The following is a 20,909-nucleotide window of genomic DNA, read 5'->3' on the forward strand; positions in this document are numbered from 1 at the left end:
TATGAAATATAATACACTTTCAATTGAACAACTTCATGAGTTATTAAAAAATGGTAAAACAACACCATCAGAAATAGCAAAACAACTATTATTTTTGTGTGAACAAGAAAAACATAGTAATGCAATTAATTTTTTGAATAAAGAAGTTTTAAAAGAAGCTGAATTATTAGAACTAAAACAAGCTGATAACAGTTTGTTATTTGGTATTCCTTACGCTGCAAAAGATAACATTTCAACTAAAGGCATACCAACTTGTGCTTCATCAAATATTTTGAAAGGTTATATACCATCTTTTGATGCAACGATTATAAGTAAATTAAAAGATAATCAAACTTTAATGTTATGCAAAACAGCTTTAGATGAATTAGGGATGGGAGGAGTTGGTCTTTACTCAAGTAATGGTGAAATATACAACCCATATGATTCAAAAAGAATAGTTGGAGGCAGTAGTAGTGGTAGTGCTTATTTAGTTGCTAAAGGAATAGTGCCTTTTGCTATTGGAACAGATACTGGTGATTCAATTAGAAAACCTGCTTCATTAAATAATATAGTTGGTTTTAAACCATCATATGGTGCTATTAGTCGATATGGTTTGTTGCCATATTCGCCAAGTTTAGATACCATTGGTTTTTTCACAAGAAATGTTAATGATATTGCAATTTTGTGTGATGCTACTTTTGGATATGATAAAAGAGATGCCACTAGCATAGTTATAAACGAATCGGATTTTTACAAAAATATTAATTCAATAAAAAAAACAAAAAAATATTGTTACATTAAATATGTTATTGAAGCCTTGCCAAATGAATTAAAAGAAAAATATTATTCATTCTTTAATCAGTTAAAAAAACAAGGTTATGAAGTAATGGAAGTAGACTTTCCAAAAGAATTATTATTAGCTGTATCTCCAGTTTATATGATGATATCATATAGTGAATCAGCTTCAACAAATGCTAACTTAGATGGTATTAAGTTTGGAGCAAGAGTTGATGGTGATGATTATGAAGCGGTGATTAAAAATACTAGAAATGCTGGTTTTGGTGAAGAAGTTAAAAAAAGATTTTTAATAGGGTCATTAAACTTAAACAAAGATAAACAGTTACTCTACTTAAACCAAGCTAAAAAAGTTAGAAGATTAATTGTTGAACAAATGAGCAAAATTTTTCAACAAGCAGATATTTTAATAGTCCCACCATTTTATGATATTGCTCCATTAGTTAGTGACATTAAAAAGCCATTAACTGAAGAACAAGAAATTATTACTGATATTTTAATTTTAGCTAATATGAATGGTTCACCATCAATTACTATCCCATTTACCAAAAAAGCAGGAATGGGTATTGGAATAAATTTTATAACTAAACCCAAAAGTGATTTGTTATGTTTACAAGCAGCAAAAGTTGCTGAAAATATAATTGGGATTAAAAACCAAATAGTAGGAGAAAACTATGAATAATTTTGAAGTTATAATTGGTATTGAAAACCATATTGAATTAAAAACTAAAACAAAAATGTTTTCACCAGCTCCTGTAAGTTATGGACAAATACCTAACACTCAAGTTCATGAAGTTGATATGGCTTATCCAGGAACTTTACCCACTGTTAATAAACAAGCAATCAAATTAGCTATTTTAACTTGCAACGCACTAAATTTAAAAATTGATTCGCTTTTAAAATTTGATCGAAAAAACTATTTTTACCCTGATTTAACAAAAGGATATCAAATCACTCAACAATATAATCCCATTGGTAAAGACGGTAAATTAGAAATTGAAGTTAATGGTGAAAAAAAAATAGTCGAAATCGAAAGATTACATATAGAAGAAGACACCGCTAAACAAATTCATAAAGATAATTTAACTTATATTGATTTTAATAGAGCAGGAACACCATTAGTTGAAGTTGTAACTAAACCTGTTATGCGAAATGCTGATGAAGCTTGTGCTTATGTTGAAAAATTAAGAGAAGTATTATTATTTTTAAAAGTTTCTGATGTAAAGATGAATGAAGGAAGCTTAAGAACTGATGTGAATATTTCAATTAGGCCATTTGGTGTTACTGAATTTTCAAATAAAGTTGAAATTAAAAACTTAAATTCAATATCAAACATTAAAAAATCTATTGATTATGAAATAGATAGACAAACCAAATTAATGTTAAATAATGAAATTATAAAGCAAGAAACAAGAAGATTTGATGATCAAACAAATTCAACTGTTGCAATGCGTTCAAAAACAGATGCATTAGATTATAAATATTTTAGAGAACCCAATATTGCACCAATTCAAATTGATAAAAGTTGAATCAAAGAAATTATTAATCAATCACCAGAATCACCAGATGTAAAAAGAGTCAAATATCAAGAAGTATATGGATTATCTTTATATGATACAAATAACTTACTTGCTAATCTAGAACTGAATGACTTTTTTGAAGAAACAATTAAACTAACTAATGACTATCAAAGAGTTGCAAACCTTTTAACAAGTGATATACAAGCGATTCTTAATGACAGAAACACAACTATTGATACTTTAAAAATAACTCCTCAAAATTTAAGTGAATTAATCACTTTAATAAAAGAAGGAATAATTTCATCAAAACACTATAAAACACTTATTCCTATAATGGTTGATAGTGAAGTTCTACTTCAAGATTTAATCGAAGAGTTAAAAATTAAAATTATTTCTGATGAAGCTACAATTGTTAAGCTATTAAACCCAATAATTGAAAATAATTCTGAGTTAATTAAAGAATATAATGAAAGACCAGAAAGAGTTACTAAAACTATTATGGGACAATTAATGAAACAAACTGGTGGAAATGTTAATCCAGAAAAAAGCATGCAAATTATTATAGATATCATAAAAAACCAACTTATTTAATTTTTAATAACACTATGTGTTATTTTTTTTGCTAAAAAAACCATTAAACATTTATTTTATTTTTGTAGTATAATTTACAAAATATAAATATTTTTAAAATTTATAAAGCTATTAAGGAGGAATTATGACACTAAAAAACAAAAAAAATTCTAAATCAGATCATAAAATTAGTATTAGAAATGGCGTGTGAATGCTTTTCAGTTATGTTGCAGGAATAACTTTTATTATGCATTTTGGTGTTTTTAATGGTGAAAGATCAGAAAACGGGCATGAAATAAGACTTGGTTATCATATTGTTTGAATAATGGCTGTTATATCAATAACTATTTTTATAACTGCTTGAGCTTTTATAAGGTTGATAAGATCACATCCCTCAACAACTGGTGGTGGTGCTCAGTACACTAGAACTGCTTTTGGAAAACAAATGAGTATTTTGTATAGCGTTTTTTCAATTTCAGTTATAAGCCTTTTGTTTGTATCTATGATAGTAACTTTAAGAACAACTTTGTCAGTTGATAATTGATTATATGAAAATGTTTTTGGTGACTGAACTAATTTTATTTTAGATTTTGGTGGTTTAATTTTTGCTTTAATTGCAGGCATAACTTCATATTGAGGAGTTAAAAGATTTAAAAAAGTTTCTACATTATTATCTTATGCTTCTTGAACTATTACTGGATTAATAACAATAATAGCTTTTATTTTAATTTTTGGTGGAAGAACTGATGTTGATGGTAGTGGTAAAAAAATCGAACCAATAGTTTCAGAATTTAAATTCAGTTCATTCCAATATGCTTTTATTGTTTTCTTTTTTAGTTATGGTGGGTTTGAAACATTTATTAGTACAGGTAAAGCTATTAAAAACAGAAGAAAAAATTTACCAATAATAATCATGATTTCATTAATAATGACTACTTTATTTTTTATGATATTTTCAGCATTATTTTTGTTTACATTAGTCGGAACTTTTACAGACACTCCCAATTTAGAAATTTTTAAAAGGTTAGATATCTTATTTAAAACAAAGCAACATTACTTTTTTGGGTTTGGTGTAACAATCATCATCATCTATATGTTATTTAACCGTTTTAATTCGTTAACTCAAATGTCATATTATGGATCTAACAGTGTTGATTCTTTAGTGCAACAAAATTTTTTACCAAGTAAAATTGGTTTAACTAATGCAAATAATGTTTCAACAAAAGGGTTATTAATAAGTCTGGGTTTGAGTTCATTTTTATCAGTATTTTTCTTATTAATTCCAGACTTGATTCAAGGTTTTACTGGTTCGCAATCAGCATTCAATTTTGATTCGGTTGCTGGGACTGTTGGGTTTACATATATTTCAATGTATTCAATAGTTATTCTTTGTGCAGTCATTTTAACTTTTAAAAAGAAAATAAAATCAAAATGGTGGGAACTCACATTATGAATTGGGACTATAGCGTTTTTGATTTTAATGTTAGTTTATCAATTTTATAACTTATTTGATCAAATGATTCCAAGAAAAGAACAAGAAACTTTTGAATATTTACAATCATTAATCGGTTCTTTAATTCAAATTATATTTTATTTTAGCATGATAGGTGTTTCTATTATTATCCGCTTTGTAGTTCACCCAAAACTTGAAAAAAAACTTACTGAACTTGAAAAAAACAAATTAGAAGAATTTATTTTAAATCATTATTATGCATCAGATAATGTTGATGAAAAAAGATTAAAAGACGAACAAAATAAAGGAGTAAAAAATCATGAGAAATAAAAGTTTTACAAAATCAGCTCTAGTTTTTTTAGTTTTTGCTATTGTTTTTAGTTTTAGAAACATTATTAATAACCAATCACAATTTGGCATAATGGGATTATTTTTATTTTTAGTAGGTGGAATTATTTATGCAATTCCGATTACTTTTGTATCAATAGAATTTAATTCAATCAAAAAGTTAAAAGATAACGAAGCAGGACTAGGTGGGTGGTGTATTTATTCTTTGGGTAAAAAAAATGGTTTTATAGCTAGTTGAACATCTTATTTTGCAAATGTCTTCTTTTTTGCAACATTAGCCCCATTTGCAGTTATATCTATTTCATTTGTTCTGATGGGGGATAATGGATTTGATATGTTAGCAAAACATTTAGTTATGCAAGGATATAGTGAAAATAATGCCACTAGATATTCCACTATGCTCTTATCATTGTTTGCCATCATATTATTTTGATTTACAACTTATTTGTCAAAAAAAGGTCCCAATTGAATAAAATACATAACCAATATTGGAGGTACAGCTTCATTATTTTTAGGTTTAATATTTATTGTAATAGGACTATTTGTAACTGTACCTTTTATTCATAAAAGTGTCAGTCCTACATGAAGTTGAGAGTTTTTTGACCCATTAAATTCTAACTTTTTTAATGGTAACACTTGAGCATTTATGTCTGCAGTACCGTGAGTATTTTTCGCATATAATGGTATTGAAACGATTGCAGTATTTCAAAAAGATCTAAAAGGTGATTATAAAGCGTTTAAGATTGGCGCTATATTAGGAAATGTTTTTACAATTATTATAATGGTAATTTGTGGATTAACTATGAGTCTTGCAATTGATCAAAATCTTATAACAGAATGAGGAATATCAAATTCTTATTATAAAGTTTTTCCTGCATTATTTGGTTTATCAGAACAAGGCGAGGGTGTTTGATATCAACTAATCCTTAGATCAATAGCTTTCATTTTCGCTATTAATAGTTTTGGAGCATTAGCATTTTGAACAGTTGGACCAGCAAAAGTATTTTATTCAGAAGTTCCTTATGAAGCTGCTGGAAAAATTTTATCTAAAACAGATCATAATGGAATCCCAAGAAATGCTTTAAACTTTCAATTCATAATTGTTGTGTTGTTGCTAGTTTTAGTAGGAACAACAACTAAAGGAGCTGTAGGGCAAGGGACATCAGAATTTTTACAAACCATAACTCAAGCCACAACTTCATTAGCAATAATACCATTTATCTATTTATTTGTTGGGTATATAAAAATTAGGTTAAATGAAGAAATTGATAAACAGATATGCTTTATTAAAAATAAATATGTAGCAACTTTATTTGCAATATTCATATTATTTATTTTAATAATGGCATTATTTTTTGGAATAATACCATCACCTGAATCCTGAAAAGATGATTGATCAAGTGCTATTGTCGCTTTATCTTTATCATTTTTTGGAACTGTTGTTTCCATGGGTTTTGCTTATTTTATGTGATATTGAAACGTTGATAGAATTAAAAATAACCAATTAAAAAATACTTGAAGCAAGTCAAAAAAATAAATCTTAAACACACAAAAAATAGAAAAATCTACGCTATTCAACGTAGATTTTTTTAATCAAAATTTAGAATTTACTTCTTTAATATTTTATTATTTTTTAATAATTGGTGCAATAAACATTGATGAACCAATTAGTATTAAAATATAAAAACCAACTATACTTAACACACTAACTGACATTCCACTAGTACCTAATAAACCAAAACTTAAAACTATTAATAAAACAATGCTTATAACGTTTAAAATAATTGTTGCTAAATTAAATAATCTTGCAAAAAAATCAATTGTTAATATTCCTAATAATAATCTAATTGCAACTGGAACAATACCAATTATTGATAAAATTAACGCTCAAGTAGCTAAACCATATGAACTAGTGTCTTGCAAATCATTCATAACCAACACACCGTTTGTTGATTTAACCCCATAACCAATTACAAAACTAATCAATATAACTATTAGTGCTCAAACAACTGCACCAATAACCGAAGCTAAAGATGCTAAATTTTTTAAAGCTCATTCTTTCATTTTTTCTCCTCCTTGTTATGTATATAATTATAACAATATTGTTTAGTGTCAAGTCAAAAATACTATTTTTTAGTAGTTTTGCTTTGCTTTGTATCATCAAATATTATTGAGTCAAAAATAGTTTCAACATCTTCAGCATTTTTTAAATTATCTGTTAACTGACCAGTATTTGAAATATTTTCAAGTTCTTCAAAGATTTCAAATTCATCATCATCTTGTTTACTATCTTTTGCTTGCCCTTGGATTTTATTTGCAAGTTCATTAATAATATTTATTTTAGCAAAAACAACAATTTCATCATTTTCTTTTAATTCTGTATAATCATCAGGGATTAAAATTTTATTATTTCTTCTTAATTGAATAATATTAAATTCTTTTGTGCTTGATAAACCAACTTCTGCAATTGTTTTACCAAAAATATCAAAATTAGTTAAAACAAGTGAAGTTGAGATGTAATCTTGATCAACTGAATTAACTTCAACATCAAAAGCAATATTAAAAACTGCTCTAGCTGCAACTATGTTTCCTGATATGTCATCAGGTATAATAATTTGGTTTTCATTTAAACCAAGCGCAGTTAATAAACGCTTATGTTTGTTATCTTTAGCTTTAACAATAATATTTTCACAACCTAAATCTAATAAATTTAAAACCGTCATTAATCCTGATTCCATATTATTACTAATACCTATGATAACAACATCAAAAGCCCCAATACCGTTTCTTGCTAATGCAGTTTTACTTGTTGCATCCAATATTGTTGTATCAACACCATAATCAAACTCTGAAAGATGTAAGTTTAGTTTATCTTCGTCATAATCAAAAACAGTTACGTATTGTTTTTTATCAACAAGTGTTTTAATAACAGATAAACTAAAGTTAGAAATTCCAATTATTGCTATACTTTTTCTTTTTGCCATTTTTAAAGTATCCTCTTTACTATTAACATAATTATACATTTGATAATATATAAATTGTATAATATCTAAAATATAAAGGATCCAGCGAAAATGGAAAATAAAGATCGTAAAGCGAAAAAAGATTTAAAAAAAGTCAGAACTCAAGATTTCTTTTTCAAACTCAAAAATGCATGACCTCTTTCTAAAGTTTCAGGAAGAATTTTTTTAATATATTTACTTATCGTTTTAGTAGGTGGACTTTTTTTGTCTATTCCAGGGTTTGTTAAAAGCGATAAATTCCAATGAGATTTTATAACAGCTGTATTTACAGCTGTTTCAGCGTTTAGTGATACAGGAATAACAATATCTAATGCTGCTCAAGATTATACTTTATTAGGACAAATAGTTTTACTCATATTAATTGAAATAGGGGGTATTGGTGTATTAACCATTAAAATAGTTATTTTTATTATTATTAATAAAAAAATATCACTTGATGACACTATAATTGCTCAATCTGAAAGGGGTGGGAGTGTTAAGTCATCAACTATTGAAATGATAAAAGATGGTTTTGTATTTATTTCTTTTGTTCAAATAATTTCAGCTGCTATTTTATTCTTTTTATTTTTTTATTTAAAACCAAGCGAATTTTCAGATAATATGGCATTGATTGATGGTGAATACAAAACTGTTGACTTATCTGTTGTTTCACCTTATAAAAATTTTTCACAGTCATTTTGATTTTCTATATTTCATTCAACATCTGCTATTAATAATGCAGGTTTTGATATAGTTTCAGGAAATTCCTTACAACCATACAATGTAAATAATGCTCACCATTACTCTATTCAAATAGTTTTTTTAATGGAATGAGTAATTGGTGGTTTAGGGTATCCAACATATCATGACATTAAGAAAAAAATAAAAGCTAAAAATACTGGTGAAAAAGTAAGGTTTAGTTTATTTACCAAGCTTAATTTTTGAGTTTATATACCACTTTTAATATTAGGTCCATTAGCAGTTTATTTTTCAGAGTTTGCTCATAAAGATACATCTTTAATTTTTAATAATTATTCATATGAAGTTGATCCGCTAACAGGGCAAGCTATCAACATAAAATCGCTTGTTTCCAAAACTAACACAGCTGTTATAATGGATGTTATTTTCAACACAACTTCATGCAGAAATGCAGGTTTTTCAACTGTTCCAATGAACGATTTTAATTCTAGTTCAAAATTATTATTATCAACATTTATGTTTATTGGTTCAGCACCATCATCAACAGCTGGAGGAATTAGAACAACAACTTTTGCAATTATTATTTTATCAACCATTGCATTAATTAGAAATAATCAGCATACAAGTGCTTTTAGAAAAACTATTCCAGCAGAAAATGTTAGAAGAAGTTTTGCAGTTTTCTTTATTTCAGTATTTATTGTATTTATGACTTTATTTGGAATTTATGTTGATTCATATTCATCTTTTACAACAAAGGTTAGTTTGCAAACCAATGATGATAGTGTGATTAAATTACTTTTATTGATTACAAGTGCTTATGGAACTGTTGGTATGAACCCATTCACTCAAAATCAAATGTTAACTTTTGGAACATTATCTAAATTATTACTTTTATTATGTATGTTCTTAGGTCAATTAGGTGTTTCGAATACTTTATTAGCTTTCATTAAACCAAGCAGAAAAACTAATTCAAAGTTTTTAGACGAAGATGTTACAATAGGATAGGTGGTTAAAATGATATTAGATGGAAAAAAAATAGCATTAGCTAGAAAAATAAAATTAAAAAAAGAAATTGAAGTTTTGATTCAAAAAAACCAAAGACAACCTAGTTTAAAAGTACTTATGGTTGGAAATGATCCAGCTAGTGAGACATATGTAGCTCACAAACTAAAAGTGGCAAATGAACTAAACATTAAAGCAGAACTAATAAGATTTGATTTTGATGTAAAACACGCTGAGCTTTATAGAAAAATTGATGAACTAAATCTTGATGAAAATGTTGATGGAATATTATTACAACTACCATTACCAAAATCATTTAATGAAGAAGAGTATCTACAAGCAATATCACCTAGTAAAGATGTTGATGGTTTTCACTACATAAATCAAGGTAGATTGTTGCAAGGTTATGAAACTATTTATCCATGCACACCACTTGGAATAATTAATTTATTAGAGGATTACAATATTAAATTAGATGGTCAAAATGTAACAGTTATTGGAACATCAAATATTGTAGGAAAGCCCTTAGCATTAATGTTGTTAAATAAAAAAGCAACTGTAACGATGTGTAACAAAAATACAAATGACATAAAAAAACATACAAAATCAGCTGATATTTTAATTAGTGCAACTGGTAAAAAATTTATTATTACTGAAGATATGGTTAATTCTAATTGTACTGTTATTGATGTTGGTATTATAAGAGATCTAACAACTAATAAATTAGTTGGTGATGTTGATTTTGAAAATGTTGCTAAAAAAGTTAAAAACATCACACCAGTTCCAGGTGGTGTTGGTCCTATGACTGTGATTACTTTGATGGAAAATACTTTAAAATTATATAAAAATAAGTAAGGTGAATACCTTATTTTTATTAAAGTTCATAAAATGCAAAATATTTATTTACAATATAAAAAATATATGTTAATATTTTATTTGTCTTTCACTAGATAATAATTTTTTAAATATTTAACCAATATTATGTACATGGCTTTTTAGCTCAGTTGGTAGAGCAACCGGCTGTTAACCGGTTTGTCACAGGTTCAAGTCCTGTAAAAGCCGCCATTACATTTGGCCTGTTGGTGAAGCGGTTAACACACACGGTTTTCATCCGTGGATACACGGGTTCAAACCCCGTACAGGCTACCATATTTTCGGGATGCTAGCTCAGTTGGGAGAGCTCCTGCCTTACAAGCAGGCGGTCAGCGGTTCGAGCCCGTTGCATCCCACCATTTTTTATTTTTTAATGCTGACTTAGCTCAGTAGGTAGAGCAACTGACTTGTAATCAGTAGGTCGGGGGTTCAACTCCTCTAGTCAGCACCATTAAGAGATGATGGCACCGCTGGGTGCCTTTTATTTATCATTTTAAGGTTATTGAAATCAATTTATTTAAGTGGTAATATTTTAATTGCCTTAACAATATGACTCGCTAGCTCAGTCGGTAGAGCAACTGGCTTTTAACCAGTGGGTCCGCAGTTCGAGCCTGCGGCGAGTCACCATTTAAGCGGGATTGGCGGAATTGGCAGACGCACTAGACTTAGGATCTAGCGTCTTTGACGTAAGGGTTCGAGTCCCTTATCCCGCACCATTCTTAAAAACAAAACCGGACTAACTCCGGTTTTTTTATAAAATAATGTAAAATAATAAACAAGGAGATGTCTATGGATAAAAAAATCTTAATTTTAACAGATTGTGATGGTACTCTTTTAAGCGATGATTACAATTTTTCAGAGTTTACAATTGAAACTACAAAAGAAATTTATGAAAAAGGTCATTTATTAATTCCAATTACTGCAAGAACCTTAAAAAACCTTAAAAATATTTTAAATCAACTTAATTTAGAAGAGTTAAAAGGAATAATAGCTGCAAATAATGGAGCTCAAATTTATGATTTTAAAAATAAAAAATTTATTTTAAATTCAGTTTTAAATAAGAAAATTATTCAGGATGTATTTAATATGTATTATAAATCAAAATCAGATCAAAAAGAAGACAAGGTAAATTTCACTTCTGAGAATTATGTTTACTCATTTGGTCACTCTGAAAATACTTTAAAATGATCATCTATCATGGAACAACAAAATTGTGTTATTTCATCACCTGATGAAATCAAAGAAGAAATAACAAGTATTTCAATAATAACAAAAAAAGGTACAACTATACAAGAATTTGAAACTAAACTTAAAAAAATTAATGAACAGTTTGGAAGTGATTATAAAATTGATGCATATCACAATAGAGTTATTTCAATAGCTCCTAAAAATATTGATAAAGGTTATGCTGCAAAATTAATAATAGAATACTTAAAACCAGAAGAATATATAACTTATGGATTTGGTGATAGTTATAATGACATTTCTTTATTTAACAATGTGGATAATCCTATAGCAATGTTAAATGGTATTGATGAATTAAAAAAAATAAGCAAAGACACAACCAAATTTGACAACACTCAGGATGGTGTTTGTAGATATTTAAAAGATAATAAAATTATTTAAATCACTATTATGTGATTTTTTTATTTAGTATAATATATTATAAATAAATTAAAATACATAAATAGAAAATAGAGGTATTTTTATGTTAAAAAAAATAGGTGTTTTAACTTCTGGTGGAGATGCACCAGGAATGAATAACGCTATTGCTGGTGTTGTTAAATCAGCTCATGCAAAAGGTATTGAAGTTTTTGGAATAAAGGATGGATATAAAGGTTTAATCAATGGTTGATTTACCAAACTTGATTCTGATTTTACTTTAGATATCATTTCTAAAGGTGGAACAGTTTTAGGGTCTGCTAGATTACCAGAATTCAAAGAAGAATCTGTTCGACAAAAAGCTGTTGATCAATTACGAAAACATGGTATTGAAGCTTTAGTTGTTATTGGTGGTGATGGTAGTTATATGGGGGCTCAAAGATTAACTGAAATGGGTATTAATTGTGTAGGTCTTCCAGGAACTATTGATAATGATATTGTTTCAAGTGATTATACAATTGGTTTTGATACAGCTTTAAATACAGTTATTGAATCTGTAGATAAAATAAGAGATACAATGACTTCTCACAACAGAGCTGCTGTTGTTGAAGTTATGGGGAATCGTTGTGGTGATTTAGTGACATATGCTGCAATCGGGACACAAGCAGAAGTATTTTCACCATCAGAATCTAAATTAACAGAAGAAGAAATTTGCATACAAGTAAAAAAACTTGCTGATATAAATCATAGAAGCGTTATTATATTAATTTCAGAAAAACAATTTGATGCAAAGGCTTTAGCTAAAAAAATTCAAGAAGTTAGCGGGTATGATACAAGAGCAACTATTTTAGGGCACACACAAAGAGGTGGAAGACCAACTGGCATGGATAGATACTTAGCTTTCACAGCAGCAATGTTTGCAGTTGAGAAATTGATTGCAGGTGAAGGTGGTCTTTATATAGGCATTGAAAATAATCAATTAGTAGCCAGAGATATTGAGTCAACTTTGAATATGCCAAAGCCAGATAGAACACAAATTATTAACAAAATTAGAATATTAAATTCAAAACAAATAAAATAACAGTTATTTATTTACAAAATAGAATATAATGTTAATTGAGAAACAGGGAGAAAAAATGACTAAAAAAGAAATACAAGAGCGTATTAAACGCACTAAAATTATAACAACAACTGGTCCAGCAACAAATGAACCAGAACAAATCAAAGAATTGTTCTTAAAGGGAATGACAACTATCAGATTAAATTTTTCACATGGTGATAATGCTGAACAAAAATACAGAATTGATGGTGCAAGAAAAGTTGCTGCTGAATTAAATAAACCAATTTCTATTCTTTTAGATACTAAAGGACCAGAAATTAGAGTTGGAAAATTTTTAGGTGGTAAACAAGAAATTAAAGCTGGTCAAAAAATTATTATCAAAACTGATCCAGAATCATTTAGAACTAAAGAATGTGGTCAAGGTGAAATGACTGTTGCTTATGACATGTCAGTTGACTTAAAAGTTGGAAATACAATTTTAATTGATGATGGAAAATTAGAACTTACAGTTGATAAAGTTTCACCAGGTGTTGTTGAAGCTACAGCTTTCAACAGACATTTAGTTAAAACTAATAAACGTGTTAATTTACCAGGTGTGGAATTTTCAATGCCTTTCTTAGCTGAAAAAGATGTAGCTGATATTAAATATGGTGTCGAACAAAAAGTTGATTACATAGCTGCTTCATTTGTTAATACAGCTGAAAACGTTAAAGAAATTAAAAATATTTTGGCTGCTGCAGGTGGTTCAGAAATTCAAATTATTTCAAAAATTGAATCACAAGTTGGAATTGACAACATTGATGCAATTATTCAAGAATCAGATGGAATTATGGTCGCTCGTGGAGATTTAGGCCTAGAAATTCCTTATTATGATGTGCCATACTGAGAAAAAGTCATTATTAGAAAATGTAGAGAAGCAGGAAAAATTGTAATAGTTGCAACTCAAATGCTAGAAACTATGACTGATAACCCAGCTCCAACAAGAGCTGAAGTGACTGATGTTTACTTTGCAACTGAGTTAGGTGCAGATGCAACAATGTTATCAGGTGAGTCAGCAGCTGGAAGTTATCCTGCAATCACTGTAGAAACAATGGCGACTATAAACAAACGTGCTGAAATAGAATTTTATAAAAAAGGATACTATCAAGAACAATTAGAAAGTGCCATTAAGTCATCAAAAGGACCAAGAGCTGATATTGCTGTTGATCTTGCTGAAAGAACTAGAGATGGTCAATATGAATTTGCTATTGTGTTATCAAGAACTGGTGCTTTATTAAAAACTATTTCAAAGTTTAGACCAAATGTAGCTATTCTTGGCGTTAGTGAATCAGAAAGATTATTAACCGCTTTTGGAGCATGACATTCAATCTTTATGAGTAAGACTAATGACTTAACAGCTTTAGAAGAAAATGATGTTGAATTATCAAAAATAGCTTTACATTGAGGAGCTAAATCAGGACAAAAAATCTTAATCGTTAGAAATAAAGATATAAGAGAAACTATTGTTAAATAATTATTAAAAGTTGCAGTATTTAAAACTGCATTTTTTTGTTCTAAATACAACAAAATACAAGAAAATATATAAAAAAAATTGTTATCATATATTTAGTGTGTTTTTTAAGACATGTTGAAATAATAAAATTTTTAAAACCATATAAAAAGGAGAAATGATTTTTATGAAAAATAAAGATTATAAAGCCTCTGCTCAATTATTTATTGAAGCAGTAGGTGGTAAGTTAAATATTCAATCATATATGCATTGCGTTACAAGATTACGTATAAATGTTATTAATAAAGATATTGTTGATATAGCTAAAGTTAAAACATCTAAATTAACTAAAGGTATTAACTGATCATCTAATCAATTTCAAATTATATTAGGAACTGGTGTTGTTGAAGCAGTTTATGCTGAAGTTCAACAAATCTTAGATGATCCAAAAAAAGAAATAACAGAAAATAAATCAAAAGATAAAAGCCTTGAAGATTTTAAAACGCAAGCAAAAAACAATAAAGAGAGATTGAGAAATGCTGGTGGAGTTTTAGGGGTGATTCAAAACGCCATGAAAGGTTTAGGAGAAATATTCCTACCAATTATCCCTGCTATTGTAGCTGCTGGTATGGCGATGGGGTTTGCTGCATTATTTAAAAATTTAGGAGTGCTTAAACCTGGTTCTCATTTTACAGATATTGTTGATATAGTAACAAAAACAGCATTTGATTTTTTAATAGTTTTAGTTTGTTGATCAACAGTTAAAAAATTTGGTGGTAATCCAGTTTTAGGAATTATTGTTGGATTAATGTTTGTTTCACCAATATTGCCAAATAAGGGTGAGATTGCTTCTTATGAGGCTTGATTAAAATTTCAAAATAATGGAGGAACAGAAGAACAGTGAAAGCAGGCATTTAATAAATTGCCCGAACTTGTAGAACCTTGAAAAATAGGATTTATTAAAATAACAGGTTATCAAGGTTCTGTTTTACCTGGATTATTTATTGGAATAATTATTGCATATACAGAAAAGAATCTTAAAAAAATTGTTCCGAATGCAGTTAATATAATAATTACACCATTTTTAACAATTGTAATTTCGTTCACAATTGGGCTAATGATTCTAGGACCAATATTATTAATTATTGAAAGTGGGGTTTTAATTGCAGTTAAAGCCCTTCTAAATATACCATATGGTTTTGGAACAGCACTTGTTGCTGGATCACTACAAGCTATTGTTATAACAGGTTGTCACCAAATTCTGCAAGGATTAGAAATGCAATTAGTTGTTGATGGTAGAACAGGCACTGGAGCAATGAGCGGTTCAATCTTTAATGCTATTTGAACTGTTTCAATTATTTCACAAGGTGGGGCAGCTCTTGCTGTAGGTGTAAAAGAAAAGAATAAAGATGATAAAAGATTACATATGTCTTCATTTATATCAACATTGTTTGGAATAACTGAACCAGCAATTTTTGGGAGTAACTTACCAAAAATAAAACCATTTTTATATGGTTTAGCTGGTGGAGCTATTGGTGGGTTCTTTGTAGGAATATTTAATGTTAGATGTTCTGGTATGGGGGTAACTGTATTACCTGGTTTATTACTTTATGCTGATAGTGTTAAAAATTTATTACTAATTATAGCAGGAAACTTTATAGCTTTAGCATCAGCATTTACATTAACTTTCTTTTTATTTAAACAAAAAAATAAAGAAAAAATTGAAAAAGTAAAGATATAATAATTAGTATGTGAGAAAAATACAGTTTAATAAATAATTCAAATTTAAATGAATTTGAAAAAAAACATGAAACTAAAATGAAGGATTGATACAATAATCAATTCCATTTAAGTGGGTACAGTGGGTCAGTTAATGATCCTAATGGTTTAGTTTACTATAATAACCAATATTACATCTTTTTACAAAGTTGTTTGTTTAGTATCGAACACCATAATAAATCTTGAGGGTTATACACAACAAAAGATTTTATTAATTATACATATGAAGGAATTGTGATAACACCAAGTTGTGAATGAGATAAACATGGAGTATTTTCTGGAAGTGCTAAAGTAAATAAAAATGGAGAATTAGAATTCTTTTATACAGGTAATATTAAATTAGATACTATAAATAGAACAGCTACAACAATTAAAGCTTTGGTTGATCTTAAAAAAAAAATAGTAACAAAAGAATTATTGTTTACAGCTGATTTAACTAAATACACAGGCCATTTTCGTGATCCGATTATTTTTGAAAAAGATAATAACTTGTATATGTTAAATGGTGCTCAAACTTTAGACATTAAAGGAATTTTGAGTGTTTATAAATTTAATAACAATAAATGAGAATTTTTTAAAGATATTGAATTAGATCAAAACGATAAACAAAAATCTTATATGGTTGAGTGCCCTAACTATTTTGAATTAGATGGTAAAACTTTTATTTTTGCTTGTTTTGAAAAAGAAGGTCCTATTGCCACAGGAAGTCATTTTGTGAAATATTTGGAAGTAGAATTTGATAAAGAATTAAACATAACATCAAACAGTACTTTAAATAAAATTGATTTAGGTTTTGATTTTTACGCCCCACAAGTATTTGACAATACTGGTAATAGAAAAATTATGCTTGGTTGATTAGGAAATTCAAAATCAAATGTATTCCCACCAGAGTTAACGACTTGATCAAATCAACTAACAGTTCCAAGAGAATTATTTGTTAAAAATAATAAACTTTACCAATTACCAGTTAAAGAACTTGAACAACTAAGAGTTAAAACCATTGATGGTAAATATGAAAATGGTACTGTTGAATTACTAGCTAATAATATTAGTGACAAAGATTTCAATATTGAAATTAAAAGTGACAGTAAATCAATAGTTATGAAAAATGTAAATAAAACTTTAATAATTGTTCGTAGTAATGTTGATTATGCTGATGAAGAAAATTTACCTTCTATTTTGAAATTTGAAGATTTAAAAGTACAAGATATACAAATTTTAATTGATAGAAGCTGTATGGAAATATTTATTAATAAAGGTGAACATGCAATAAGTGTTAGATTTTATTTAAAAAATCACAATCAAATTATTACAGATTTAACTAATACTCAAATTTTCCAATTAAAAGGTTATGAGTATAGTTGAAACAATATCATATTTGAAAATAAAACAAAGTAGAAACTTGCAGTTTAATTTATAAACTGAATATATTTTTGAAAGTATAGAAAAAGTTTTTATCAAAAATGGTTAATTGTAAATGATATTGTCGTCACGAATAAGTAAATAGCAGTGTTGTAAAAATTTAATCTAATTGATACTAAAGTTAAGTGTGGAAGAATATCTTCCCACTTTTTTATAATAAATTCAGTCATGTTTTATTTATTACTAATTGTTTAATTTTTATTAATTTTTACAAACTTTAATATTTATATTTTTAAAAAATTTTGATAATTTAAATTCTAAAATAAACTTACAATTGAAATATTAAAGATTTCAAGGTCGTTTTTATTTCTGCCAAATATTATGATTCTTTTATTTATTGTTTATCAAGCAAAAATGTAATATAATATTTTTATAAATAAATATTAAATAACATTTGGACAAAATGTTGCTGATCCTTTAAAGAGAGTTGCTGATGGTGTGATAACAATAAGGATAAGCAATTATTGCTACCATATTATATGTTACGTGTAAACGTGTTAAGTTTGAATTGAGGTAACTGTGAAAAGTTATGAATTAGGATGGTACCGCGTTAGAAACGTTCCTAAATTAAAGGGCGTTTTTTATTTATTTACATGGAGGTATTATTATGAAAATAAAATTATTAGATGGGACAATTAAAGAGTTTAATTGCTCTTTAACTATTTTAGAAATTGCAGAAAATATTGCAATTAGTTTAAAGAAGAATACTATTGCTGCAAAAGTAAATGGTAAATATGTTCCAACTGATTATATTATTGAAAAAGATTGTGATTTAGAATTAATTACAAGTCATCATGAAGACTATTTAAAAGTTTTAAACTACACCACAGCTTTTGTAGCTGGTGCTGCTATTGAAAGCATTTTTAAAGATACAAAACTAGCAAAAATATTATATAAAAAAGACGAATGTGAATTTGGTGTAACTTTTGAAATAGAACCAAGAATTGGTTTAGATCAATTATCAGTTATCCAATCAAAAGTAATGGAATTGTTGAAGAATAACTCAATTACTTGAACAAAAGTTTTATGAGATGAAATTGAAAAAAGTGAAGAATATAATGAATACCAAAAATATATTGCAAAAGAAATGTATGGAACATATGGGGAAGTTTTTTTATATAAAATAGCTAACACTAAATTTATAACCCCTCATCCCATTACGTTAAATACGAAGTTAATTAAAGCTTTAGAGATTCAACAGTTATCTGGTGAATATTGATTAAATGATGCAAAAAACATTATGTTACAAAAAGTTCATGGTATTGTGTCTGATAGTCAAGCAAGTCTTGATGAAATAAAAGTTTCACTAGAAGATAGAAGAAGTAGAGACCATAGAATAATTAATAAAACTCTTAATGTGTTTGGAATTGATAATCTAGTTGGTCCGGGTTTACCTTTATGAATGCCTAATGGAACAATTATTAAAGAAGAAATCAAAAGATACTTAAAAGAAAAAGAATGAGAGTATGATTATATCCATGTAACTACTCCAGTTATTGGGACTATTGATTTATATAAAAAATCAGGTCATTGAGATCATTATGGAGAAGATATGTTTCAACCATTTAATGGTGGTGCTGGTAATGAAGAACAATTTATTTTAAGACCAATGAACTGTCCACATCACATCGCTGTTTATAAACAAGAACAAAGAAGTTATAGAGATTTACCTTTAAGAATAGCAGAACATGCTTTACAACACAGATATGAGTCAAGTGGCAGTTTAACTGGTCTTGAAAGAGTTAGAGCTATGGAATTAACCGATAGCCATATTTTTGTTAGACCAGATCAAGTCGAACAAGAATTCAAAGCTATCTATAAATTAGTAACTGAAGTTCTTGATACTTTTAAAATTGAAATTGATTATTTAAGTTTAAGTTTAAGAGACCCTGAAGATAAGATTAAATACTATCAAGATGATAAAATGTGAAACGAAGCTGAAATAGCTTTAGAAAATGTGTTAAAAGATTTAAATCTTGATTATAAGAAATGTATTGGGGAAGCTGCTTTTTATGGTCCTAAATTAGATATCCAAATCAAAACAGCGCAAAATCATGAAATAACTGTTTCAACAATTCAATTAGATTTCTTATTACCTAAAAAATTTGATGTTACTTATATTGATCAAAATCAAGAGTATAAAGCTCCAATTATGATTCATAGAGGATTAATCGGAACTTATGAAAGATTTGTAGCGACTTTATTAGAACAAACAAAAGGAATATTGCCTTTATGATTAGCTCCAACTCAGGTAGAAATTATTCCTATTGGTGATGAAACTAATGAAAGTTATGCTAATGAAGTTAGAAATGAATTAAAAAAACATTTCATTAGAACTCACATTGATAATAGAGATGAAAGATTAAGTTATAAAATAAGAGACGCGCAAATTAAAAAAATACCTTACCAACTAGTTATTGGTGAAACTGAAAAAACAAATAAAACAGTCACTTTTAGAATGTATGGCAGTGAAGAACAAATAACAATTTTGTTAAGTGAATTTGTCAATAACTTAATTAATAAAATAAAATTAAAAAAATAAAATAAACCAAAATAAACCAAAATAAACCATTAAAGTTATTTTAGGTTTATAATTTTTATGTGGAGGTAAAATGATTAAATTTGAAAGAAAAAAACTTATTATAGATTTTTTAAAAGAAAAAGGAATATCTTATAATGAAGTTTTATCAGAAAAGTTAAATATACCAATGTCTACACTAAGGCGTGATTTGAATGAATTGCTTAAAGAAGGTTTAATCAATAAAATGCATGGTGGTGTTGAATATAACGATTCAAGTTTGGTCATGGAAGACTTTTTTGAAAGTAAATTAAACAATAATGTTGATGAAAAAATTTTAATTGCAAAAAAAGCAATCAAATTAATTAAAAAAAATGAGTCAATTTTTATTGACTCAGGTTCTAATGGTTTTTATGTTTGCAAATTTTTACCAAAAGATTTGAATTTAAAAATTGTAACTAATTCAGTTTATAACGTTTTAGAACTAATGAAGCAAGGTCATCAAAAAGTTTATTTACTTGGCGGCAAATTTAAGCCAGTAACTGGGGCTATTATTGGTTATGAAGCTATTCAATCAATAGCTAATTATAGTTTTGATAAAGCATTTATTGGAATAAATGCTATTGATGATCAATTCAACCTCTACACAACAAATTCAGAACATGCTCAAGTAAAAATAGAGATTATAAAATGTTCAAAACAAACTTATGGGCTTGCAGATTCAAGTAAGTTTAATAAAAAGTCGTTTTACTTATTTGCGAGAGAAGATAAAGTAAATTTGATAAGAAAATAGAACGA

15 protein-coding genes and 6 tRNA genes are annotated in these 20,909 nt (G+C 27.6%); 19 read left to right on the forward strand and 2 right to left on the reverse strand.

Going from position 1 to position 20,909, the window contains the following annotated elements:
* Position 1: 1 nt before the first annotated feature.
* The 4 genes from EELLY_RS03260 to EELLY_RS03275 all read left to right on the forward strand — a co-directional run bounded on the left by EELLY_RS03260 (position 2) and on the right by EELLY_RS03275 (position 6,202).
* Positions 2–1,456, forward strand: a complete 1,455-nt coding sequence (locus EELLY_RS03260) for an amidase family protein (RefSeq protein ID WP_104206039.1) — start codon at positions 2–4, stop codon at positions 1,454–1,456.
* Positions 1,449–2,885: an Asp-tRNA(Asn)/Glu-tRNA(Gln) amidotransferase subunit GatB gene (gene gatB / locus EELLY_RS03265; protein ID WP_104206040.1), complete on the forward strand. Its 1,437-nt coding sequence runs from the start codon at positions 1,449–1,451 to the stop codon at positions 2,883–2,885. Before EELLY_RS03260 ends, gatB begins: the two co-directional genes overlap by 8 nt.
* Positions 2,886–3,009: 124 nt before the next feature.
* Positions 3,010–4,647 carry an APC family permease gene (locus tag EELLY_RS03270; protein WP_104206041.1) on the forward strand — a complete coding sequence of 546 codons (1,638 nt, stop codon included), beginning with the start codon at positions 3,010–3,012 and terminating at the stop codon, positions 4,645–4,647.
* Positions 4,637–6,202, forward strand: a complete 1,566-nt coding sequence (locus EELLY_RS03275; RefSeq protein ID WP_104206042.1) for an amino acid permease — start codon at positions 4,637–4,639, stop codon at positions 6,200–6,202. Before EELLY_RS03270 ends, EELLY_RS03275 begins: the two co-directional genes overlap by 11 nt.
* 89 nt (positions 6,203–6,291) lie before the next feature.
* Here the strand turns inward: EELLY_RS03275 and EELLY_RS03280 are convergent, their stop codons facing one another.
* Positions 6,292–6,729 (reverse strand): hypothetical protein, encoded by a 438-nt coding sequence (locus EELLY_RS03280; RefSeq protein ID WP_104206043.1) that lies wholly within the window; start codon positions 6,727–6,729, stop codon positions 6,292–6,294.
* A 62-nt stretch (positions 6,730–6,791) separates the two neighbouring features.
* A complete protein-coding gene (locus EELLY_RS03285) occupies positions 6,792–7,649 on the reverse strand; it encodes a potassium channel family protein (RefSeq protein WP_104206044.1) in 858 nt (285 codons plus the stop codon).
* A 90-nt stretch (positions 7,650–7,739) separates the two neighbouring features.
* Between EELLY_RS03285 and EELLY_RS03290 the strand changes: the two genes are divergently transcribed.
* From EELLY_RS03290 to EELLY_RS03360, 15 genes are all read left to right on the forward strand, one after another.
* A complete protein-coding gene (locus EELLY_RS03290) occupies positions 7,740–9,371 on the forward strand; it encodes a potassium transporter TrkG (RefSeq protein ID WP_104206045.1) in 1,632 nt (543 codons plus the stop codon).
* 9 nt (positions 9,372–9,380) lie between these two features.
* A complete protein-coding gene (locus EELLY_RS03295; RefSeq protein WP_104206046.1) occupies positions 9,381–10,223 on the forward strand; it encodes a bifunctional 5,10-methylenetetrahydrofolate dehydrogenase/5,10-methenyltetrahydrofolate cyclohydrolase in 843 nt (280 codons plus the stop codon).
* Between the two features lie 134 nt (positions 10,224–10,357).
* Positions 10,358–10,433, forward strand: a tRNA-Asn gene (locus EELLY_RS03300).
* Between the two features lie 8 nt (positions 10,434–10,441).
* A tRNA-Glu gene (locus EELLY_RS03305) sits at positions 10,442–10,517 on the forward strand.
* A gap of 7 nt (positions 10,518–10,524) precedes the next feature.
* Positions 10,525–10,600, forward strand: a tRNA-Val gene (locus tag EELLY_RS03310).
* A gap of 16 nt (positions 10,601–10,616) precedes the next feature.
* Positions 10,617–10,692, forward strand: a tRNA-Thr gene (locus EELLY_RS03315).
* 100 nt (positions 10,693–10,792) lie between these two features.
* Positions 10,793–10,868, forward strand: a tRNA-Lys gene (locus EELLY_RS03320).
* Between the two features lie 5 nt (positions 10,869–10,873).
* Positions 10,874–10,957, forward strand: a tRNA-Leu gene (locus EELLY_RS03325).
* A gap of 73 nt (positions 10,958–11,030) precedes the next feature.
* The gene (locus EELLY_RS03330) at positions 11,031–11,867 is read left to right on the forward strand and encodes an HAD-IIB family hydrolase (protein WP_104206047.1); all 837 of its coding nucleotides are present in this window, start codon (positions 11,031–11,033) and stop codon (positions 11,865–11,867) included.
* 82 nt (positions 11,868–11,949) lie between these two features.
* Positions 11,950–12,924 carry a 6-phosphofructokinase gene (pfkA, locus tag EELLY_RS03335; protein ID WP_181021052.1) on the forward strand — a complete coding sequence of 325 codons (975 nt, stop codon included), beginning with the start codon at positions 11,950–11,952 and terminating at the stop codon, positions 12,922–12,924.
* Positions 12,925–12,979: 55 nt separating this feature from the next.
* The gene (pyk, locus tag EELLY_RS03340) at positions 12,980–14,416 is read left to right on the forward strand and encodes a pyruvate kinase (RefSeq protein WP_104206048.1); all 1,437 of its coding nucleotides are present in this window, start codon (positions 12,980–12,982) and stop codon (positions 14,414–14,416) included.
* A 163-nt stretch (positions 14,417–14,579) separates the two neighbouring features.
* The gene (locus tag EELLY_RS03345) at positions 14,580–16,133 is read left to right on the forward strand and encodes a PTS transporter subunit EIIC (RefSeq protein WP_104206049.1); all 1,554 of its coding nucleotides are present in this window, start codon (positions 14,580–14,582) and stop codon (positions 16,131–16,133) included.
* A gap of 8 nt (positions 16,134–16,141) precedes the next feature.
* Positions 16,142–17,569 carry a glycoside hydrolase family 32 protein gene (locus tag EELLY_RS03350; protein WP_104206050.1) on the forward strand — a complete coding sequence of 476 codons (1,428 nt, stop codon included), beginning with the start codon at positions 16,142–16,144 and terminating at the stop codon, positions 17,567–17,569.
* 631 nt (positions 17,570–18,200) lie between these two features.
* Positions 18,201–20,135 carry a threonine--tRNA ligase gene (gene thrS / locus EELLY_RS03355; RefSeq protein ID WP_104206051.1) on the forward strand — a complete coding sequence of 645 codons (1,935 nt, stop codon included), beginning with the start codon at positions 18,201–18,203 and terminating at the stop codon, positions 20,133–20,135.
* Positions 20,136–20,205: 70 nt separating this feature from the next.
* The gene (locus EELLY_RS03360; RefSeq protein ID WP_104206052.1) at positions 20,206–20,904 is read left to right on the forward strand and encodes a DeoR/GlpR family DNA-binding transcription regulator; all 699 of its coding nucleotides are present in this window, start codon (positions 20,206–20,208) and stop codon (positions 20,902–20,904) included.
* Positions 20,905–20,909 lie beyond the last annotated feature (5 nt).

It is taken from the genome of Entomoplasma ellychniae, from assembly GCF_002930155.1.
Taxonomy (GTDB): Bacteria; Bacillota_I; Bacilli_A; order Mycoplasmatales; family Mycoplasmataceae; genus Entomoplasma; species Entomoplasma ellychniae.